The sequence below is a fragment of the Bradyrhizobium sp. AZCC 1610 genome, assembly GCF_036924515.1.
GTDB lineage: Bacteria > Pseudomonadota > Alphaproteobacteria > Rhizobiales > Xanthobacteraceae > Bradyrhizobium.
On sequence record NZ_JAZHRR010000001.1, the window covers coordinates 4,555,326 to 4,574,547 of the forward strand.

General features: G+C 61.3%; 13 protein-coding genes and 2 pseudogenes. 7 read left to right on the forward strand and 8 right to left on the reverse strand.

The window, feature by feature from the left end; genetic code table 11:
* Positions 1-206: 206 nt before the first annotated feature.
* A pseudogene (locus V1279_RS22590) lies at positions 207-1,593 on the reverse strand (recombinase family protein).
* 351 nt (positions 1,594-1,944) lie between these two features.
* On the opposite strand from V1279_RS22590, the gene V1279_RS22595 reads away from it, so the two are divergent.
* From V1279_RS22595 to V1279_RS37885, 5 genes and pseudogenes are all read left to right on the forward strand, one after another.
* Positions 1,945-3,351: a hypothetical protein gene (locus V1279_RS22595; protein WP_334440340.1), complete on the forward strand. Its 1,407-nt coding sequence runs from the start codon at positions 1,945-1,947 to the stop codon at positions 3,349-3,351.
* Positions 3,351-5,402 carry an acyltransferase family protein gene (locus V1279_RS22600; RefSeq protein WP_334440343.1) on the forward strand — a complete coding sequence of 684 codons (2,052 nt, stop codon included), beginning with the start codon at positions 3,351-3,353 and terminating at the stop codon, positions 5,400-5,402. The genes V1279_RS22595 and V1279_RS22600 overlap by 1 nt, the downstream gene beginning before the upstream one ends.
* 79 nt (positions 5,403-5,481) lie before the next feature.
* The gene (locus tag V1279_RS22605; RefSeq protein ID WP_334440345.1) at positions 5,482-6,201 is read left to right on the forward strand and encodes a methyltransferase domain-containing protein; all 720 of its coding nucleotides are present in this window, start codon (positions 5,482-5,484) and stop codon (positions 6,199-6,201) included.
* 821 nt (positions 6,202-7,022) lie between these two features.
* Positions 7,023-7,616, forward strand: a complete 594-nt coding sequence (locus tag V1279_RS22610; protein WP_334446526.1) for a GIY-YIG nuclease family protein — start codon at positions 7,023-7,025, stop codon at positions 7,614-7,616.
* Positions 7,617-8,411: 795 nt separating this feature from the next.
* Positions 8,412-9,585 (forward strand): annotated as a pseudogene (locus V1279_RS37885) (IS110 family transposase).
* 595 nt (positions 9,586-10,180) lie between these two features.
* Here V1279_RS37885 and V1279_RS22625 read toward each other — a convergent pair.
* Genes V1279_RS22625 through V1279_RS22640 form a run of 4 tightly spaced genes read right to left on the reverse strand, consistent with a single transcriptional unit; the run spans position 10,181 to position 14,308 of the window.
* Entirely contained in the window at positions 10,181-11,692 is a 1,512-nt protein-coding gene (locus tag V1279_RS22625) for a tripartite tricarboxylate transporter permease (protein WP_334440354.1), read from the reverse strand.
* A 37-nt stretch (positions 11,693-11,729) separates the two neighbouring features.
* The gene (locus tag V1279_RS22630; RefSeq protein ID WP_334440357.1) at positions 11,730-12,272 is read right to left on the reverse strand and encodes a tripartite tricarboxylate transporter TctB family protein; all 543 of its coding nucleotides are present in this window, start codon (positions 12,270-12,272) and stop codon (positions 11,730-11,732) included.
* A gap of 60 nt (positions 12,273-12,332) precedes the next feature.
* Complete coding sequence (gene mtnA / locus V1279_RS22635) at positions 12,333-13,436, reverse strand: S-methyl-5-thioribose-1-phosphate isomerase (protein ID WP_334440359.1); 1,104 nt, start codon at positions 13,434-13,436, stop codon at positions 12,333-12,335.
* Positions 13,433-14,308 carry an S-methyl-5'-thioadenosine phosphorylase gene (locus tag V1279_RS22640; RefSeq protein ID WP_334440361.1) on the reverse strand — a complete coding sequence of 292 codons (876 nt, stop codon included), beginning with the start codon at positions 14,306-14,308 and terminating at the stop codon, positions 13,433-13,435. The genes mtnA and V1279_RS22640 overlap by 4 nt, the downstream gene beginning before the upstream one ends.
* A 91-nt stretch (positions 14,309-14,399) precedes the next feature.
* Between V1279_RS22640 and V1279_RS22645 the strand changes: the two genes are divergently transcribed.
* Positions 14,400-15,050 carry a class II aldolase/adducin family protein gene (locus tag V1279_RS22645; protein WP_334440364.1) on the forward strand — a complete coding sequence of 217 codons (651 nt, stop codon included), beginning with the start codon at positions 14,400-14,402 and terminating at the stop codon, positions 15,048-15,050.
* A 104-nt stretch (positions 15,051-15,154) separates the two neighbouring features.
* On the opposite strand, the gene V1279_RS22650 is transcribed toward V1279_RS22645, so the two are convergent.
* The gene (locus V1279_RS22650) at positions 15,155-16,132 is read right to left on the reverse strand and encodes a Bug family tripartite tricarboxylate transporter substrate binding protein (protein ID WP_442894904.1); all 978 of its coding nucleotides are present in this window, start codon (positions 16,130-16,132) and stop codon (positions 15,155-15,157) included.
* 675 nt (positions 16,133-16,807) lie between these two features.
* Between V1279_RS22650 and V1279_RS22655 the strand changes: the two genes are divergently transcribed.
* Positions 16,808-17,137 (forward strand): hypothetical protein, encoded by a 330-nt coding sequence (locus V1279_RS22655; protein WP_334440369.1) that lies wholly within the window; start codon positions 16,808-16,810, stop codon positions 17,135-17,137.
* Between the two features lie 38 nt (positions 17,138-17,175).
* On the opposite strand, the gene V1279_RS22660 is transcribed toward V1279_RS22655, so the two are convergent.
* Positions 17,176-17,973: an enoyl-CoA hydratase/isomerase family protein gene (locus V1279_RS22660; RefSeq protein ID WP_334440371.1), complete on the reverse strand. Its 798-nt coding sequence runs from the start codon at positions 17,971-17,973 to the stop codon at positions 17,176-17,178.
* Between the two features lie 36 nt (positions 17,974-18,009).
* Entirely contained in the window at positions 18,010-19,209 is a 1,200-nt protein-coding gene (locus tag V1279_RS22665; RefSeq protein ID WP_334440374.1) for a pyridoxal-phosphate-dependent aminotransferase family protein, read from the reverse strand.
* Positions 19,210-19,222 lie beyond the last annotated feature (13 nt).

Genomic DNA, 19,222 nt, shown 5'->3' on the forward strand with positions numbered 1-19,222 from the left:
TAAGAACGCCCATGTGCATCTCAATTAACGCAGCGGAGAAACGCCGCTTCCACAGCGAGGGCCCTGGACCTTGACCGCTCGTAACGCATGGACGACCTGGTCGAGGGTTTCGAGTCGGCTGGAGTTCGAGAACACCCGGCTTGTCATGCGCAGCTTTTTGACTCGTGTGCGGGCGATTTCCGATGTCGGCAACAGGTAGTAGTCCTTCAAGCTGGTGTTCGTCTCATCCATTCGAAGATCAAGGTCAACGACGTGGTCGCGCTTCGGTCAGTCTTCACGCGCCAGCGTTTCCCAGAATGTCCTTCACAGAGAGATCTGGCAGCGCCGATGGTTACCGTGACGTCTTTGCCATCCAAACTGAGAATCCTATTTTGAGGTTCAAAGCTCGCATGGATTCCGTCCCGGGAAAGTTGGGTCACCATCTCGGTTACGTCGGCGTCGATCACACCGCGCATGCGCGCCTCGGTTTCTAGCCAGCGGTAACGCTGCGCGGGTTGAAATCCGATACGTTTATAGGCGGCCGTGAGCGAACCGAACCGCGTGATGAGCGTCGTGCGGTTGAGCACATCCGGCGCTGCAGAGATCAGCTCGCTCGAAAGGTGGCCCTCGTGCGTCCGCAGAGCCGCCAGCCGGTCCAGCACCTCTTGGTCGGTGAGTCCTTGCCGGCGCTCCGTGATTATCTCCTGTGCTTTGGCAAAAATCTCAGGAGAGATGATTGGAGCCAAAGCATTGTCGTGTCGGATCCACATATCGGGAGGATTCTTGATCGGCTTTTGCTTCAGCTTGTAGGATATCCGGTTAAAAACGATGTTACCGATATAGGCTTCGTTGGTGAGAACCTTCAAAACCGTTTGGATTGCCCCGCGCCGTCGTAAGTTGGCTCGCGTTGAGTTCGGCTGCAATCTCCTTGAATCCTTTGCGTTCACTCACGAGCATGCGGAATATGCGACGGACGACCTTCTTTTCGGAAGCTGGACCGGGCTTAAGAATGGTGCGGTCGGTCTGCAGGGCCTTCCGCTGCCCATTCTTCATCAAACCTCTAGAACCCCCGTGTTCATTCAGCAGTTCGCGATGCAGTTCAAAGGCTGGCGCCCCGCCATGCCAGAACCCCAGCTCGGTGATCCGGCACTGGCCGATGAATACCTTCTTTGACAGTTGCCGGCTAAAGTCGGCCGCCGCGAACCGCTTTGAGACTTTAATGATTGTTGAAGCCAGACTGCCGTCGTTTTCAAATTCATCAGCGCAGTAGTGAACGTTGATACCGGATCGCCTGCAGATGAATTCGTAGTAGGCGCTTTCGTCCACATCTTGGAAGCGACCCCACCGGCTAATGTCATAAACCAAGATGCAATCGAAATCGCTCCGTGCGAATTGCACGTCAGCGATCAATTCCTGCAACCCATCTCGGCCGGCAATGGTGAGGCCGCTCCGGCCATCGTCCACGTAAGTGCCTACGATATCGATGTTGCGCTCCGCTGCGTAGGCGCCAATCGCGTCCCTCTGGTTTGCCGTCGAGTAGCGTTGGTGGTCGGTGGACATGCGGACGTACTGTGCCGCCCGAATGCCGTTTTCGGCCAACAGAGCATTCCCCATCGTCCGCCTCCCAAAAGGTAGGCGCAGCGGTGATGCTCGCTGAGCTTCTTACGCGTCCCGTCAGATCGCAATTGAACCCCTGCTGCGGCATGGCTGCAAGCACAATGCTGACTGTCGTAACCTCTTTCCAGCACCTCCAAAGCCAGCGGACCAGGCGCCTGCCGGTTCACGCTTGTAGCGGTTTTGCGACCAACTTCAGCCGATCAATTGAAATCGATAGTGCTGGTTCCAACCACCTGCACCTCGGGGCATCCGAGATCTGATCTGACTTCAAGCCCACTTGTTAAGGTAGCAACGGTCGGTCTATATGCTCCCGCCCGTTGACCGTTTGTTGGTGGGCCGGGGGCTCAGTTGAATTCTTCTATTGCCGGCGTGCAACCGCCGTGGCGGGTTGATGCGCGTTCTACAGTTTACGTCGCCTCGCTGTCATTCGCGGCGGCCTATTTCCTTGCGTGGCCGATCTGGCGAGCGCAATTCCTTGTCGAGATTTGGTTCACCGAATCCTGGAATGCCTATTGGCAAGATGCCGCGGCGGCCTGGTTGCCGATCTATCCTGCGCCCGAGAGTCTGATTGGGAATAACTATCCACCGCTTTCATTTTATGCGGTGGGGATCCTCGGCAAAGTGTTCACCGCCGATAATCTTTTTGTCGGACGCTGGCTTTCGCTGATCGCGCTCGGGACCATCGCGGTTGAGGTTTTTGCAGCGGTCAGGATCCTAAGTGGTGGGCTGCTCGGGGCTGTTGTCGCGGCGCTTTGGTATCTCGCCATGATGGCCCGTAATTCTACGGTCTACGTCGGCACCAATGACCCGCAGATAGCCGGACTGGCGATTATGGGCGCAGCGCTAGTTTGGTTTCTCCAGCGCTGGCAGCGGCAGGCCTCGCCGACGCCGGCACTCCTGTTGATGGTGATTTCAGGATTTTGGAAACACAACAACGTTGCAATCCCCTTAGCGTCGCTGGCGTGGCTCTATGTTGATCGGAGCCGATATTCCCACCGCGCGCTGGCTGTAAGCACTGTTGCTGTCCTCGTCGGTCTGGCCGCTTGCGTAGTTGTATTCGGTCCGAATTTCATTCCCGATCTGTTAGCGCCGCGGCAATATGCTTGGTCGAACATCCTGGGGCAAATCGGACATTTGCAATGGTCCGCGCTGGCGCTCGTGATATGGGCCGCCTGGGCCTTCTTCGACCGCGGATCGCAAGCCGCGAGGTTCACGGCACTACATATCGGGCTCGCGCTCGCAGCCTGCATCCTGCAGTGGTTTGGCCATGGCGTGTTCGGCAACGCTGAATTTGATCTGATTCTCGCGCTCGCGATTGGACTAGGACTGACGTTCAATCGGATGAAAGCAAGCTGGCTTGCGGCGCGCTTCGGTGTGAATCGTTGCCGAGACGCCATGATGGTGGCGTTACTGTTGCGGCTCTTTCTATCCGATCGGCAGGAAACCGCCCTGCTATTGCTCAGCCCCGAGTTTCGAGCGTCGCTCTATGCCAGCGAGCGCAACGTCCTGAGTGAGGCTCGCGCCGTCGCTGCGACGTCTGGCGACGTGGCTTGCTTTACCAAGCTAGTCTGCCGCCAAGCAGGCAAACCGTTTGCAGTAGACGAGTTTAAGACGGATGAACTTGTCGCGACAGGAAAGGCAACACCAGCCGACATCGTTGCGCTCTTGAAGGCAAATAGGATCGAGTACCACCCAAAGGCGCTGCCGACAGGCCCGGAAGCGAGCACGTCGATTTCGCGGTGGTGGCGGTCCTAATGCTACAAAGTGAGCGCGAATCTCAATCCCACAGCTGGTTTTCAATCACGAACCGCTTTCCCCGATTCTTTAGCAAGTCGTTGAATGCCTCAACGCCGCACGTTACCGACAACTACCGCCCGGACATCGATGGGCTGCGAGCCTTTGCCGTAGTTTCTGTCGTGCTCTATCACGCCTTTCCGAAGGTGATCACCGGCGGCTATGTGGGCGTAGACGTCTTCTTCGTCATCTCGGGCTTCCTTATCTCGAAAATACTTTTCGCTGAAATAACGGAGCACCGCTTCACATTTAGGGCATTTTATGGGCGGCGCATACGACGCATCTTCCCGGCGCTTGCTGTTTGCTTGGTCGCCGTGTTGGCTTTCGGTTTCATCTCCCTGATGCCGTCCGAGCTGGCGCAGCTGGGCAAACATGTGTTCTTCGGCGCAGGCTTCCTCTCCAACATAGTGCTCTGGAGCGAAAGCGGCTATTTCGATCATGCCGCCAGTCTGAAACCACTCTTGCATCTATGGTCTTTGGGTATCGAAGAGCAGTTCTACATCCTCTGGCCAGCGTTGCTATGGATGGCCTTCCGGATGAAGGCAAGGATGGGCCGACTGCTGGCCGTGCTCTTCCTGGCCTCCTTCGCAATCAACATCGCCCTATCCATCAACAACATTGTCGATGACTTCTACCTACCCGTCTCACGTTTCTGGGAGCTTCTAGCAGGGGCAGGTCTGGCTTGGTGGCGTCCGATTGTTCTTACGTCCAGCGCCCGGTCCTGGATTTCCTTTGGTGGCTTAACTGCCCTGCTGATATCGGTGGCGTTGTTCACACCCGAGCTACGCTTTCCAGGCTGGCTTGCTCTGCTCCCGGTGGCCGGAGCGGTTGCAGTGATCCTAGCCGGGCGCGAGGCTATGGTGAACCGTATTGTCCTCTCTAACCGTGCTGTCATCTTCGTCGGACTAATAAGCTATCCGCTCTATCTCTGGCACTGGCCACTGATTTCCTATGCTTATATTATTCGCCTAGGTAAGCCGCCGACGCCTCTGATGGCCTTGGGGCTTGTGGCTGCGAGTTTGCTACTGGCTTGGGCCACCTACCGTTTCGTAGAGAATCCGGTCCGCTTTGGGGCGCACCGCCATCGTCGTACTCAGATCGTCGCGGCCTGCGTGGCTGCCCTCGGCGCCTGCGGGCTCGCAGTGTGGACGAAAAGTGGCTTCCCAGAACGGTTCCCACTCCTTCCCGGAATAGATATCCGGAAGATCGGCGACGCCAAACTCGATGCGGACTTCAAAGCTACCAACGGCATGGAGGTGTTAGACCACGGTTGGACTTTGGTGACCCAGCTGGGCCACGGCGAGCGCAAGGTGGCGTTAAGCGGCGATAGCATGCTGTTTCACTATGGTCCCCGGGTGCAGCAGCTTGCCGACGATGGGCAACTGGCGGCCAACACGTATTTCGTGACTGGCCCAAGGTGCCCTCCGGTGCCGAAGGTGATCCAGCGGGACAAATTTGCCCGTTGCATCGATTTGCCCGGCATTTTAGTCGATCTCGTGCGGCGTCAGAACGTCCAATCGGTAGTTCTCGGTGCTGCATGGGCAGGCTACAGCGACGAAGGTATGCTGATCGAGCGAGATGGTGGGCGTTTGCCCCTGAACATAAAGGAGGGCATGGACGCCTTCTACGCCAATCTTGAAGACTATGTACGGTTGCTGCAGCGCCACGGGGCCAAGGTCTATCTGGTGCTAGGGGTGCCCCAACACCAGCGGTTCAATCCCGGGGAGATGGTAACACGCGGCGTCGCCGGCGTTCGAATTGCTCCAGACGTTGAGAATGCAGTGCCCATCGCCGGCCTACGATCCGCCCATGGTGCCGCCGACGCCAAGCTGCGCACCGTCAGCGAGCACACTGGGGCGGTGCTGCTCGATCCCCTTCCTGACATCTGCGGCGGCGGCGAAGGCTGCTCGCCCTTCTTCGGAGTGGGCGAGCCCAAATTCTCAGACCGCGTGCATCTACGTCCGATCTTCGTGCGGGAACACCTGCGCTTCCTCGACCCATTGTTAAAGTGACTATTCCCGCGCGTGCTTTTGATGTTCTCAAGTTGGTTGTGATAGCGAGTTCCTCGCCGGAGGGTGTATGCGAGACGTAGTGACAGGTTTCTATGTTGACGTTCTTCGAAAGCTGATTGCGAACGGCACCGCATCGCTGGATGACAGAGTTCTCGTGGTTTGCGGTGGCCCGTTGGATCAGCTTGCTATGGGCATCGTCGGATTTACAAATGCGACGGTCACGAACCTGGACGACGGCATGTCGAACAACCGACAGGATGTAGAGAATCTTTCGTATGAAGATGGTTCATTTGATCTCGTGATCGTTCACGCAGGCCTTCATCATTGTCATTCGCCGCATCGGGCGCTTCTCGAAATGTACCGGGTCTCCCGGAAATGCGTCGTTGCCTTCGAGTCCCGTGACAGCCTTGTGATGCGCGCGGCAATTCGCTTAGGCCTGACGCTTGAGTATGAGGTCAATGCCGTCTCAGCGGACGGCAAAGCAGGAGGCGTTGCCAATACCGGCGTTCCAAACTATATCTTTCGGTGGACCGAGCGCGGCGTGAAAGAGACCATCGTCAGCTTTGACCCGGCGTATATTCCGAAGATAGATTTCTTCTATGACCTGAGACTGCCAGTCCAGCGTTTCGCGCGAGCCGGACAAGCGGCGCTAAGAACCTTCTCCCTGATCATAGAGCCGCTTTCGCGGCTATTTGTCCTTCTCTTCCCGAAGCAATGCAATGAGTTCGCTTTCGCGATCACGCGGACTAGGCAACTCCAGCCGTGGATGGCGGATTCTGAGATGGTCCGCATGTCATAGCAGCATACGCCTTTCGTTGGCCGCGCGGGCAGCGAAGAGGCGGTTGGCGGCATATTTCATGCGGCCCGCGATGGTGCGCAATCTATCTAACCTCGTGCGGGCTCCGGGCGTTCCAACCCCATGAAGATCACGGTTTCCGTATTCGACATGCGCCACCTCGCGCGCCGCCATATGTGTATCAGCTCGCATAAAATTAAGCCGAGAATGCGCGATTGCAAATATCCTCAAGGGGCGCGGTCGCGCGGTCCCCCCGGAGGGTCGCGGCCCTCACAGTACCTTGGCGAGCGATTGCGGGGGACGCCATCCTTCGACGGTCTGCGCCAGCGCTCGCATCACCTCGACGCGCGTCACCACGACGGACACCGCCCGTCGATCAATGCGGCCAAGTGTCCCCGTGTCGTTAACGGATCGTTAACCGGCTCGGAACACCATCGGTCCCGTTCTGAGGGGACACTGCGTCGTCACCGTTCCAACCATGACGCATCGTCACCACGACGCGACCGTGCGCCAGCATCAAGCGCACGACCCTCACCAATCCCTCACCGGGTGAGGGACCGCACCACGACGCCATCGTCACGACGACTGCGGGAGCAAATCCCCAAAGTTTGGGGATATGGAAGCTGGCGACGACAGGTGGCAGGCAGCGCGCCAGCGTCCGGGCAGCGCCGCCACCATCGCCAGCGCTCGCGCGCATCGCTATCCTTGCGCGGCACGACGCGGTAGGCTTCCGGCATGGACGGCATCACCATCGATCCGCGCCAGCCACCTTATGGCGGCAATAAACCCAGTTTCAAAGACTAAGCGAAGGACCGCTATACATTCTGACAAACGAAGCCATGCTGGGTTTGATCAAGATTGGCTGTACTAACGGCGAATTGGCCTCACGAATTAAGCAACTGTATTCGACTGGCGTGCCGCTGCCCTTTGAACTGTTTTACGCTTGCGAAGTGACCGATTGCGGTTCTGTTGAGAGCAAACTCCATGATGCCTTTGGGGATCACCGTATAAGTAAGGGCCGGGAGTTCTTTCGCATAGCTCCTGAACGGGTAAAGGCCGCTCTTTCGCTGGCCGAAATCCGCGAGGTGCGGCTTGGCGACGAGATATTTGAAACGAATGAAATCAAGGCCGAGGTAGAAGCCGCCAAGCGCCGAAGCCGCTTCCGCCTCTCAAAGATAGGAGTTGTGCCGGGCACTGAACTTCAACTTGCAAAAGACCCGAAGATCATTTGCACGACCGTCGATGACGCCAACAAGGTGGACTATCTGGGCAACATGACCTCGTTGTCGGATGCGGCGCTTCAAGCACACAACGCGCTCGGCGACGATTGGCCTGCAGTTTCCGGTCCATGGGCTTGGACGTACCAAGGCAAGCGGTTGGACGACCTGAGACGAGAAATCGAGGACAAGTCCGATTGAGACAGCATCGACCCAACCTCAAATGAGGGCGAACGGGCAAGTCAGCGTCGAGCACGGCACCGCCACCACGACAAGCGCAGGCATCAGCGTCGAGGCCATTAGAAGGCCGTACAGCGCGCCGCCAGCGGCGGGCTACAGGACAACACCGCGCAAGCCGCGCGAGCGCACAGGGGACACGCCGCGATCGGCCCGCCACCGGGCGCAGCCCGACCGGATCGAGCCTTGCCGGGAGCAGCCCCAACCCTCGCCCAAACGGCAGGATGTGAAACTAGGGCCTAATAGGGCCCGGCACGGTTTCGCGAGCAGAGCGGCGCGGGCCGCCAATTCGCAGAAACCTTTAATTCGCAGGGGTTTCTAGAGTTTTCCCCAAGGGTAAAATATCGCTAGACATCAAGTCGTGTGGTCCTGACGCCGCGGTGCTGGCGTCACGTTCTCGAGAAGCAAGCTTCTTGGGGGCGACGGTGGCAAGCGAGCCGTTCACCGGGGAGAGCTCGAAGTAAGCCGTAAAGCCATTGCGCAGGGAAGGCCGGAGTGTTTCCGCTGAACCTGTATGCTCGTGTGCGCGTTTCTATGCGCAAATTGCACACGAGACCGCGGGTCCAGCGTGCACCCGGTCTTCCCTGCGCCCTCTTCTTTGGGCGAATGATTTGCAAACCTCGGGCGAAATGCGCCGCGAGAACGCCAACGCATACTCAGTCGTCATCGCCCGGCTTGACCGGGCGCCCAGATGCTATGGGGAGCGGCGGCGAGGGTGTGAATGCCCTCGAGCGCCGTGATCACGCAATGGAGCACCCCATGTCGCAATCGTTTGACGCCAGCAGGTCCCTCACCGCCTTCGAACAGGATAGCACATTGGTCGCAGTGATCGAGATGAGCCAGTCGAAGTGGCTCGTTGCGGCTGTGATCCCTGGAGTCGCGCGCCAGCCGCTGAAGAAGCTTGAGGCCGATGCGGGCGCCCTGCTGAAGCAGTTGCAGCGCTGGCAGGATGAAGCGCGCAAGGCCGGGCGGACGGTCAGGCGGATCGTCTGCGCCTATGAGGCCGGGCGAGACGGATTCTGGCTGGCGCGCTGGCTGCAGGCGCGCGCCATCGAGGCCTACGTCATCCATGCCGCAAGCATCGCAGTGTCCCGCGAGCACCGCCGGGCCAAGACCGATCGGATCGATACGGAACTGCTGATGCGCTCGTTTTCTCGGCTGGCTGCGTGGCGAGAAGCGCCATTGCAGCATGGTCGCGATCCCGACCATGGCGGAAGAAGATGCGCGGCGGCCGAGTCGTGAGCGGGAGAGCCTCGTGGGCGAGCAAACACGGATCGTCAACCGGATCAAGGCTGTCCTCGCCCTGTTCGGCATCGGCGGGTTCAATCCGAGGCTGCGCAAGGCGGCGCAGAAGCTGGAGACACTGCACACCGCGGAAGGAACACCGTTACCGGAAAATGCCCACGCCGAATTGCGCCGCGATCTGGAGCGGCTGCGCCTGGTGCACGACCAGATCCACATCATCGAAAGTGAACGGTTGCGCCGGCTCGCGCTCGCGCCGGCCGCAACGACAAGGCCTCACGCGATGGTTCGTCTGATCGCAAGGGTTTTTGGCGTCGGCATTGAGACCGCCGACATGCTGGTAAATGAGGCGCTGGCGCGCAAGCTGCGCGATCGCAGAGCCGTGGCGCGCTATGCCGGACTAACCGGCGCGCCGGACGAAAGCGGCAAGCGCCACCGCGAGAAGGGACTGGCCCGCGCCGGCAACGGTCGGGTCCGCCGCGGCATGATCCAACTGGCCTGGCGCTTTCTGATCTTCCAGAAGGATAGCCGGCTCGTCCGCTGGTTCCGCGAGCGCACCGCAGATGGCCGCAGCGCCACGCGCAAAACCATGATCGTGGCGCTGGCGCGCAAGCTGCTCATCGCGCTGTGGCGGCTGGCAACCACCGGCGAGATGACGGAGGGGCTCAAGCTGCGCCCGGCCGGAACCTGACCATGCAGCTTCCGCAACCCCAACACGATTGACAGTTCGGCAGCCGGCAGTCTGCCGACGACATCCGAGGTGGCGGTGATCCGCCGGAATACATGGCCTTTGCGCCGCGACCCAGAATGGACCCGCCGCCCCGGAGCTTCGCCCCCCCGATGCGCATGCATGCATCATGGTTCTGGTCCCGATCGATCAACCGAATACAAGTCTGCGACGCGGTATCGCGTCCACGGTGGGCTCGCCTCGGAAGTCGTCCCTATGCCGCTAACGCCAAACCTCGTCCCGCCCTCAAGCCTGCCGCCGGGCTCACGACCGTCAAGGGCTGCGTCGCTCCGCGATGGCCTGCGGCCACCCTTGACCGTCGTTCCGCCCAGGCGGCTAGTCGTCTCGGGGTCGGGACGAGGAGATGTCGGTCTTCGTCGAACAAGGAGACGACAGCAATGATCTGACAACGATCACTCTTGATCACCCCCATACAAGTATTCCAGAGGCAGCAGTGATGGAATCGAAAGGCCGCGGCGTACTGGATCCCCCGCATGCGCGGAGGATGACGACCTGGTTTACGTCGATGGGTCTGGATAGCTTCGCAGACCGCTTGCCGCTACGCCTTCGCCGGCCGCAGCATGCGCGTGACGCTGCCGAACGCCCAGTCGATGACAGGCCAGAACAACAGCACAATCGCAAGCGTGGTGATCGAGCCGACCAGGCCGTTCGACCAGAACACCTTCAGATCGCCGCCGGCGCCGATCATCGACAGGCGGAACGCGTCCTCGGCGCGGTTGCCGAGCACGAGCGCCAGCGTGAACGGCGCGAGCGGAATGCCGATTTTTTTAAAGGCATAGCCGACAACGCCAAAGCCCAGCATCAGCCAGATGTCGAACATCGCATTCTGGATCGCGTAGGCGCCGATCGCGCAAGACACCACGATCATCGGCGCGACCGCTGCGAACGGCACGCGCAGGATCGAGGCAAAGATCGGCACCGTCGTCAGCACCAGCACCAGGCCGACGACATTGCCGAGATACATCGAGGCGATCAGGCCCCAGACGAAATCCTTGTGCTCGACAAAAAGCAGCGGACCGGGGTTGAGGCCCCACACCATCAAGCCGCCGAGCAGGATCGCCGCGGTGCCGGAGCCGGGAATGCCGAGCGCCAGCATCGGCAGCAGCGCTGCGGTGCCGGAGGCATGCGCCGCAGTCTCGGGCGCGAACACGCCCTCGATGCGGCCCTTGCCAAAACTGTCCTGGTCCTTGGAGAAGCGCTTGGCGAGATTGTAGCCCATAAAGGACGCGGCGATCGCGCCGCCCGGCGTGATGCCGAGCCAGCAGCCGATGAACGAGGAACGAAACAGCGTCACCCAGTATTTCGGCAGGTCCTTCCAGACCGACAACACCACGCGCAGCGAGATGCCGGCGGCGTGGCCGCGCAGTGCGAGGCGTTCTTCCATGGTGAGCAGGATTTCGCTGATGCCGAACAGGCCGATCACGGCGACGAGGAAGTTGACGCCGCGCAACAGCTCTGCCGAGCCGAAGGTCATGCGCAACTGGCCGGACACGGTGTCCATGCCGATGCCGGCGAGCAAGAGGCCGAGCGACATCGAAATCACCGTCTTGTGCTTGGCCTCGCGGCCGAGGCCGACGAACGAGCAGAAGGTCAGCAGATAGACCGCGAAGAATTCGGGCGGGCCGAATTTCAGCGCGAAGGAGGAGATCATCGGCGCCAGGAAGGTGATCAGCATCACCGCGACGAGCGAGCCGATGAACGACGAGGTGAACGCCGCGGTCAGCGCTTCCGCCGCCCTGCCCTGCTGCGCCATCGGATAGCCATCGAAGGTGGTCGCGACCGACCAGGCCTCACCGGGAATGTTGAACAGGATCGAGGTGATGGCACCGCCAAACAGCGCGCCCCAGTAGATGCAGGACAGCATCACGATGGCCGAGGTCGGATCCATCGTGAAGGTCAGCGGCAGCAGGATCGCCACGCCGTTGGGACCGCCGAGGCCGGGCAGCACGCCGACGAAAATGCCCAGCACCAGCCCGAGCATCATCAGCAGCAGCGTCTTCCAGGTCAGCAGCACGGCGAAGCCGTGCATCAAGAGGCCCAAGGCTTCCATTACAAGGCTTCCATGGCGTGAGTCCCACCGACCTGTGTTAGCGGCCGAGCGCCGCTTCGAGCGGGCCCTTTGGCATGATGACGTCGAAGGTGATGTCGAAGGTCACGAACATCACGGCGGTGAACACCAAGGCGGTGAGCAGCGATTTCCACAGCGCGATCTTGCCGACCATGCGCATGAAACCGGCGATCAGCAGGAAGCTCGCGACATAGAGACCGAGGAACTGCATGCCGAGGCAGAACAGCACGGTCGGCACGAACACCGCCATCACGCGGCGAAGCTGCGCCCGCGTCACGAAGACCTCGGAAGCCTCCTTCCGCGACAGGAACGCGGCGACCAGTCCATAAAGGCTGCCGCCGCCGAGGATCACCGAGAGATAAAACGGAAAGTACCCGGACTGCGGGCCGGTCGATTCCCAGCCGGCTCCCGTACGCCAGTTGTCGTACCCGAGCGTCGTTGCGAGCGCGAGCAACAGGAGGCAGACGACGATGTCGATCGCGCGAACGCTCGTCACCGCAGGCGAATTGGCTTCGGGTGCGGTCGGATCCTCAACGACGATTTCGATGTCGGTATTGGACATGGAGACAGTGAACCCTGATACGACAGACCTGAACGGGGATACGTGCCGGTGTCGCTGACGTCAATGTCCCGCGCTGCGCTCCGGGAATGCGCTCGCAAGTGCAGCACGCTCTGGGCGGAGCAGGCCGCGTTCGGTGATCAATCCCGTCACCAGCCGCGCCGGTGTGACGTCGAAGGCGTAGTTGGCCACAGGCGAGCCCTCGGGAACCACGCGCACGGTTTCGACGCGTCCATCGGCGGTGCGGCCGGTCATGGTCGCCACTTCGTCGGCGCTGCGCTGCTCGATCGGAATCTGCCTGATGCCGTCATCGATGCTAAAGTCGATGGTGGGCGACGGCAGTGCAACATAGAACGGCACGCCATTGTCGTGGGCGGCGAGCGCCTTCAGGTAGGTCCCGATCTTGTTGCAGACATCGCCATTGGCGGCCACCCGGTCGGTACCGACGATCGCGAGATCGACCATCCGGTGCTGCATCAGATGGCCGCCGGTGTTATCAGCGATCACCGTATGCGGCACGCCGTGGTGGCCAAGTTCCCAGGCGGTGAGCGAGGCGCCCTGATTGCGCGGCCGGGTCTCGTCGACCCAGACATGAACGTTCAGGCCGCGATCGTGTGCGAGATAGATCGGCGCCGTCGCCGTGCCCCAGTCGACCGTCGCGAGCCAGCCGGCGTTGCAATGGGTCAGGACATTGACGGGCTCGCCGGGCCCCTTCCTCGCCGCGATCTGTTCGATCAGCGCCAGACCATGCCGGCCGATCCCCTGGTTGATCGCGACGTCCTCTTCGGCGATTTCGCCGGCGCGCTTGTAGGCCGCCGCAGCGCGCTCCGACGCCGGCAGCGGCCGAAGCAATCGTTGCATCTCGTCGAGCGCCCATTTCAGGTTGATCGCCGTCGGCCGCGCCGCCAGCAGCATGGCATAGGCGCGGTCGAGCGCCGCATCGGAAGCATCGGCGCGCATGGCGAGCGCCATGCCGTAAGCGGCCGTGGCGCCGATCAGCGGCGCGCCGCGCACCAGCATGGAGCGGATGGCCTCGGTCGCATCAGCGGCGCTTGCGACACGCGCGACCACAAATTCATGCGGCAGCCGGCGCTGGTCGATCGCGCCGACCGTCCAGCCGTCGTCCTCGAGCCAGATGCTGCGAAAATGCCGGCCGTCGACCTTCATGAGCTCAGCACCCTCCCCGCCACCGCATCGAGCTTGGCGAGCAACCTGGGATCGCGCGCTTCCGGCGCGGTGATCAGGGCCGTATCCAGCACCTTGTCCGATCCAACAGGACACGGCTCGTGCTCGCGTGGAAAATCCCCGGCGAGACGCGCAACGAGCGCCTTGGCCTTGCCGGCATTCGAGTTCAGCACGCGAATGATGTCCTGCACGGTGACCGCGTCGTGATGAGGATGCCAGCAATCGAAATCGGTGACCATGGCCACGCTGGCGTAGCAGATCTCGGCCTCACGGGCGAGTTTGGCCTCGGGCATGTTGGTCATGCCGATCACCGAATAGCCCTGCGCCTTGTAGGTCAGGCTCTCCGCCAGGCTGGAGAATTGCGGCCCCTCCATGCAGACATAGGTTCCGCCCTGTACCGCTTCGATGCCTTCAGCCTTGGCGGCTGCCACGAGGTGCACGTGCAGGCGTGGCGACACCGGATGGGCCATCGAGACGTGAGCCACGCAGCCCTTGCCGAAAAACGAGCTCTCGCGCTTGTAGGTGCGGTCGACGAACTGATCGACCAGCACGAACGTGCCCGGCGGCAGCTCCTCCCTGAACGAACCGCAGGCCGAGAGCGAGACCAGGTCGGTGACCCCTGCCCGCTTCAGCACGTCAATGTTGGCGCGGTAGTTGATGTCCGAGGGCGACAGCACGTGGCCCTTGCCGTGCCGCGGCAAAAACACGATCGGCAGCCCGGCGATGACACCGCGCGTCAGGGCTGCGGACGGCTCGCCCCAGGGGCTCTCGATGGCCTCCTCGCGGACGTCCTCCAGCCCCGGCAGGTCGTAGACGCCGGATCCGCCGATGATGCCAAGCACGGCACGCGTCATGACTTCTCCCAGTCAGGATTTCACGCAAGATGTTCGACTATACTGCGGCGCAATAATCAAGCATTGTCGCGCGGTTGCAAGGGGTCTCACAATGCCGACCACGAAGGACAGGGAAAAACGCCAATCCATCATCGATGCCTGCCTGCGCATGAATGCGCTCGGCATCAATCAGGGGACGTCGGGAAATATCAGCCAGCGCCACGGCGATGGCATGCTGATCACGCCGACCAGCACGCCCTACGAGGCGATGAAGCCCGAGCAGATCGTCTATATGCATCTCGACGGCAACCACGATCCCGCCCAGCACCCATCGAGCGAGTGGAGGTTTCACCGCGACATCCTCAAGGCCCGGTCGGAGGTGCAGGCGATCGTCCACGCCCATCCGCCCTATTCGACCATGCTGGCGATCATGGGCATGGAGATTCCGCCGGTGCACTACATGGTCGCCGTCGCCGGGGGCGACACCATCCGTTGCGCACCGTACGCGACCTTCGGCACCCAGGAGCTTTCCGAACATGCCGTACGTGCGCTGGAAGGCCGACAGGCCTGCCTGCTGGCGCATCACGGCATGATCGCGGTGGGGCCGTCGCTGCCGAAGGCGATGTGGCTGGCGGTCGAGGTCGAGACGCTGGCGCGCCAGTATCACGGCTGCCTGCAGATCGGCACGCCGCCATTGCTGTCAAGTGCGGAGATCGAGAAGGTTCGCCTCCGCATGGCCGGATACGGCCACGCGGACGAGTGACAATCACTTTAGCGTTTTCGAGCGAAGTGGATACTGCTTCGCGTCAAGAAAACGCGCCAAAACAAGAATCTAGAGCTTCGGTCTTAAACCGAAGCTCTAACGCGTTACTTCGCGACGAAGCCCGCTTCGTTCATCAGCGAGGCGTTGAGCTTGTCGTCCTCCTCGAGGAACTTCAGCATGTCCTTGCCGGTGAGGAAGATCGGCTTCAGCGCCTGCTTCTCCATATAGTCCTTGTACTCCGAAGTCTGCGTCACCTTCTGGAACAGGTCGACATAGAACGCCTGCTGTTCCGGCGTCACCTTGCCGGGCAGGAACATCGCGCGCAGCATCAGATACTGCACGTCGAGGCCCTCCTCCTTGCAGGTCGGGATGTCGTTCCACGACTGCGTTTCGGTGACCTTGGTCTTGTAGGCGATGCGTTCCTTGTCGAACACGCACAGCGCACGGACCTGGCCGGCGCGCCAGACTTCCAGATTCTCGGAAGGGTTGTTGACGTTGGCTTCGGTGTGCTTGCCGACCAGTTGCGTCGCCGCCTCGCCGCCGGACTTGTATGGCAGATAGGAGAATTTCGCGCCGGTCTTCTGCTCCATGAACACGGTCAACACGTGATCCTCGCGCTTGGAGCCGGTGCCGCCCATCTTGAACGGCGAGCTTGCAGCCCTGGCGGCCGTGATGAAGTCCTTCACCGTCTTCGGTCCGTCGGCATTGTCCCACAGCACGAATTGATCCATCGCAACTACCGACACCGGCGTCAGGTCACGCCAGTTGAAGGGAATCTTCGCCGACAGCGGCAGCATGTAGATCAGCGAATAGGCGATCAGGACCTTGTTGGCGTCGCCGTCGCTGGACTTCATGTACATCAGCGCCTCGGCACCCGACGCCCCGCCCTTGAGCGATACAACCATCGGCTGCTTCATCAGATTGTTCTTCTGAATGGCCGCCTGCATCATACGCGCCATCTGGTCGGACGCACCGCCCGCGCCGGCTGCGACCACGATTTCAACCGGTTTGGTCGGCTCCCAAGCGGCAAGCGCCGGGGTGCTTGCGATCATGGCCGTCAAGGCGGCCGCAGCTTTCAGCATCTGTCCCACGAGCTTCATCCCTATGTATTTGCAAGGCTTTGTAAAATCAGACTTGGCTGGTTGCTTGCCACATCTTGCGAGCGAACCGACGAGAGTTCAAGCTGCACCGCAATGTGCCGCCTATAACTTTCGCATGAGGTGCAAGTCCTTCCGGCAGGAGAGCCTGCGGCTACGAACAGCCGAATTCCGTTGTGCGGCGGCGAGTGAGCCCATTTAATTAATGCACGCTACAAGAAGCATCAGGAGGAGACGCTGAATGAGAAGGATTGTGATGACCGCCCTCATGGGTGCGGCGCTGACCCTCGCGGGGTGCGGGCGGGATCCAGGACCGAAAGGGGATACCGGCCCACAAGGACCAGCCGGGCCGCAGGGCGCACAGGGCTTGCAAGGCGTGCCCGGCCCTCAAGGGCAACAGGGTCCCCAAGGGCCACAAGGACCGCAGGGCGCGCCCGGCGCAAAGGGCGATCCCGGACCGGCTGGCGTTTCCATCAGGTCGGTTCAGGCCAACGGCGAAGTCAGCTGCGATGCAAATGAAAACCTGGTGTCGGTGTTCTGTCCGTCTGGCGGTGCACCCGACGGCGCCAAGTGCGGCAGCGGTCCGGCCATTGGTCTTTGTCTCAAGAAGTAGCCGTCCCATTGCGCTACGATCCGAAGAATGACGCTCGGCGAAAAAGCATGAAAGCGTTCGCGGTGGGTTTGCTCCTGGCTTGTCTTGCCACCGCCGCGGACGCCGGTTCCTCAATAATCGGCGCGGGCTCTCAAACCTGCATGGCTTGGACCAACCGCAAGAAGAATGCGGTCGTCAAAGGAAGCTTTGAATCCTGGCTGGTTGGGTTCATCAGCGGCCTGAACATCAGCGGTGAACGGGACATGGTTGGTGGCGGCGACTTTGACGCGATCATTGCGTGGATGGATCAACGTTGCCGCACCACCCCGTCAGACAGAATAGGTATCGCGGCGCTCGATCTGGGTATGGAACTGGCAAGAAAGGCTGCCAAGCCATAGCGGAAGGGGCAGGTTTGATCGCTTATTGCCCCGTTCGGCTACTTACCCTTCCAGTTCGGCGAGCGCTTGTTGAGGAACGCGTCCATTCCCTCGCGGAAATCCTCGCTCATATAGGCGCGCAGGATCAGGTCTTCGCCTTCGTCGCGCGTCAGCGTCCGCCGGATGCGGCGCACCGCTTCCTTGGTGACTTCGAGCGTGATCGGCGCCTGGCTGGCAACGAGCTTCGCGGTTTCGTCGGCGCGGCGCTGCAACGTCGCGACATCAGGCACCACTTCGTTGAGCAGCCCAAGCGCCAGCGCTTCCGGCGCCTCGACCAGCCGCGCCTTGAAGATCAGGTCCTTGGTCCGTGCGGGGCCGACCAGCGAAACCAGCCTGGAGATATTCGACATCGACAGGCAATTGCCGAGCGTGCGCGCGATCGGAAAGCCCATCCGCGTGGTCTCGGTGCCGATACGGATGTCGCAGCAAGCCGCGATCCCGGCGCCGCCGCCGGTGCAGGCGCCGGCAATCGCCGCGATCGTCGGCACCCGGCATGCCTCGAGCGCGCCGAGCACGCGATCGATCCGCGCCTCGTAGTCGAGCGCATCCTGCGCGGTCTTGAAGGCGCGGAACTGCGAGATGTCGGTGCCCGACGCGAACGCCTTGTCGCCGGCGCCGGTCAGGATCATCGCCTTGATCGAGCGATCATTGTTGACGGTCTCGCAGATCGCCGCCATTTGCTCGTACATGGCAAAGGTCAGCGCATTGCGCGCCTGCGGACGGTTGAATGTCAGCCGGGCGATGCCGTCCTCAACGGAATAAATCAGGTCTTCGGTCGAAGCTACCGGAGCGTTCATCGCAGCTCTCTCTGTTTTTGTTTCGGTCAAACGATCTCAGGCGACGGCAGCCTTCGGCATCGGCACGATATCGCGTCCCTTGAGCACTTCCATCGCCGCCAGCACGCCGCCACCGCGGTGCGGTACCTTGGCGAGATCGAGGCCCATCTCGACGCCCGACAGCGTGCCCATCAGCATCAGATCGTTGAAGTGTCCGATATGACCGATCCGGAACGCCTTGCCCTTGATCTTGTTCAGGCCGGTGCCGAGCGACATGTCGAAATTTTCCAGCACCACCTTGCGGAAATTGTCGGCGTCATGGCCTTCCGGCATGACGACGCCGGTCAGCGCAGGCGAATGTGCGCCCTGCTCCTGGCATTGCGTTTCCAGGCCCCACACCTTGGCGGCTGCGCGCGTCGCAGCGCTGTGGCGCTTGTGCCGGGCGAAGACGTTTTCCAACCCCTCCTCCTCGAGCATCTTGACCGCTTCGCGCAACCCGAACAGCAAATTGGTCGCCGGCGTGTAGGGCCAGGTGCCCGCCTTGTTGATGGCGATGACTTCCTGCCAGTCCCAATAGGAGCGCATCGCGGGGTTCGCTTTCGCCACGGCAAGCGCCTTTTCCGAGATGGCGTTGAAGCCGAGACCCGGCGGCAGCATCAGGCCCTTCTGCGATCCGGCGACCGACACGTCGATGCCCCAGGCATCGTGCTCATATTCCAGCGATCCCAGACCGGAGATGGTATCGACCATCAACAGCGCGGGATGGTTGATGCGGTCGAGAATTTTGCGGACGTCCAGCGGATGCGTGACGCAGCCGGTCGAGGTCTCGTTGTGAACCACACACACGGCCTTGATCTTGTGCGCCTTGTCGGCCGACAGCCGCACCTCGATCTGCTCAAGGTCGGCGCCGTGACGCCAGTCACCCGGCAGGAAATCCACCTCGATCTTGAACTTCTCGGCGATGCCGCGCCACAGCACGGCAAACTGCCCGGTCTCCGCCATCAGCACCTTGTCACCGGGCTGCAGCGTATTGACGAGGGCTGCCTCCCAGGCGCCGGTGCCGGAGGACGGGTAGATGATCACCGGCTGCCTGGTGCGAAACACCCGCTGCATGGCGTCCAGCACAGCGTGGCCGACCTCGGCGAACTCGGGGCCCCGGTGGTCCATGGTCGGCATGTCCATCGCGCGCAGCACCCGGTCCGGCACGTTGGTCGGTCCCGGAATCTGCAGAAAATGCCTTCCAGTATGCACGGTCATGGGCGTCCTTCCC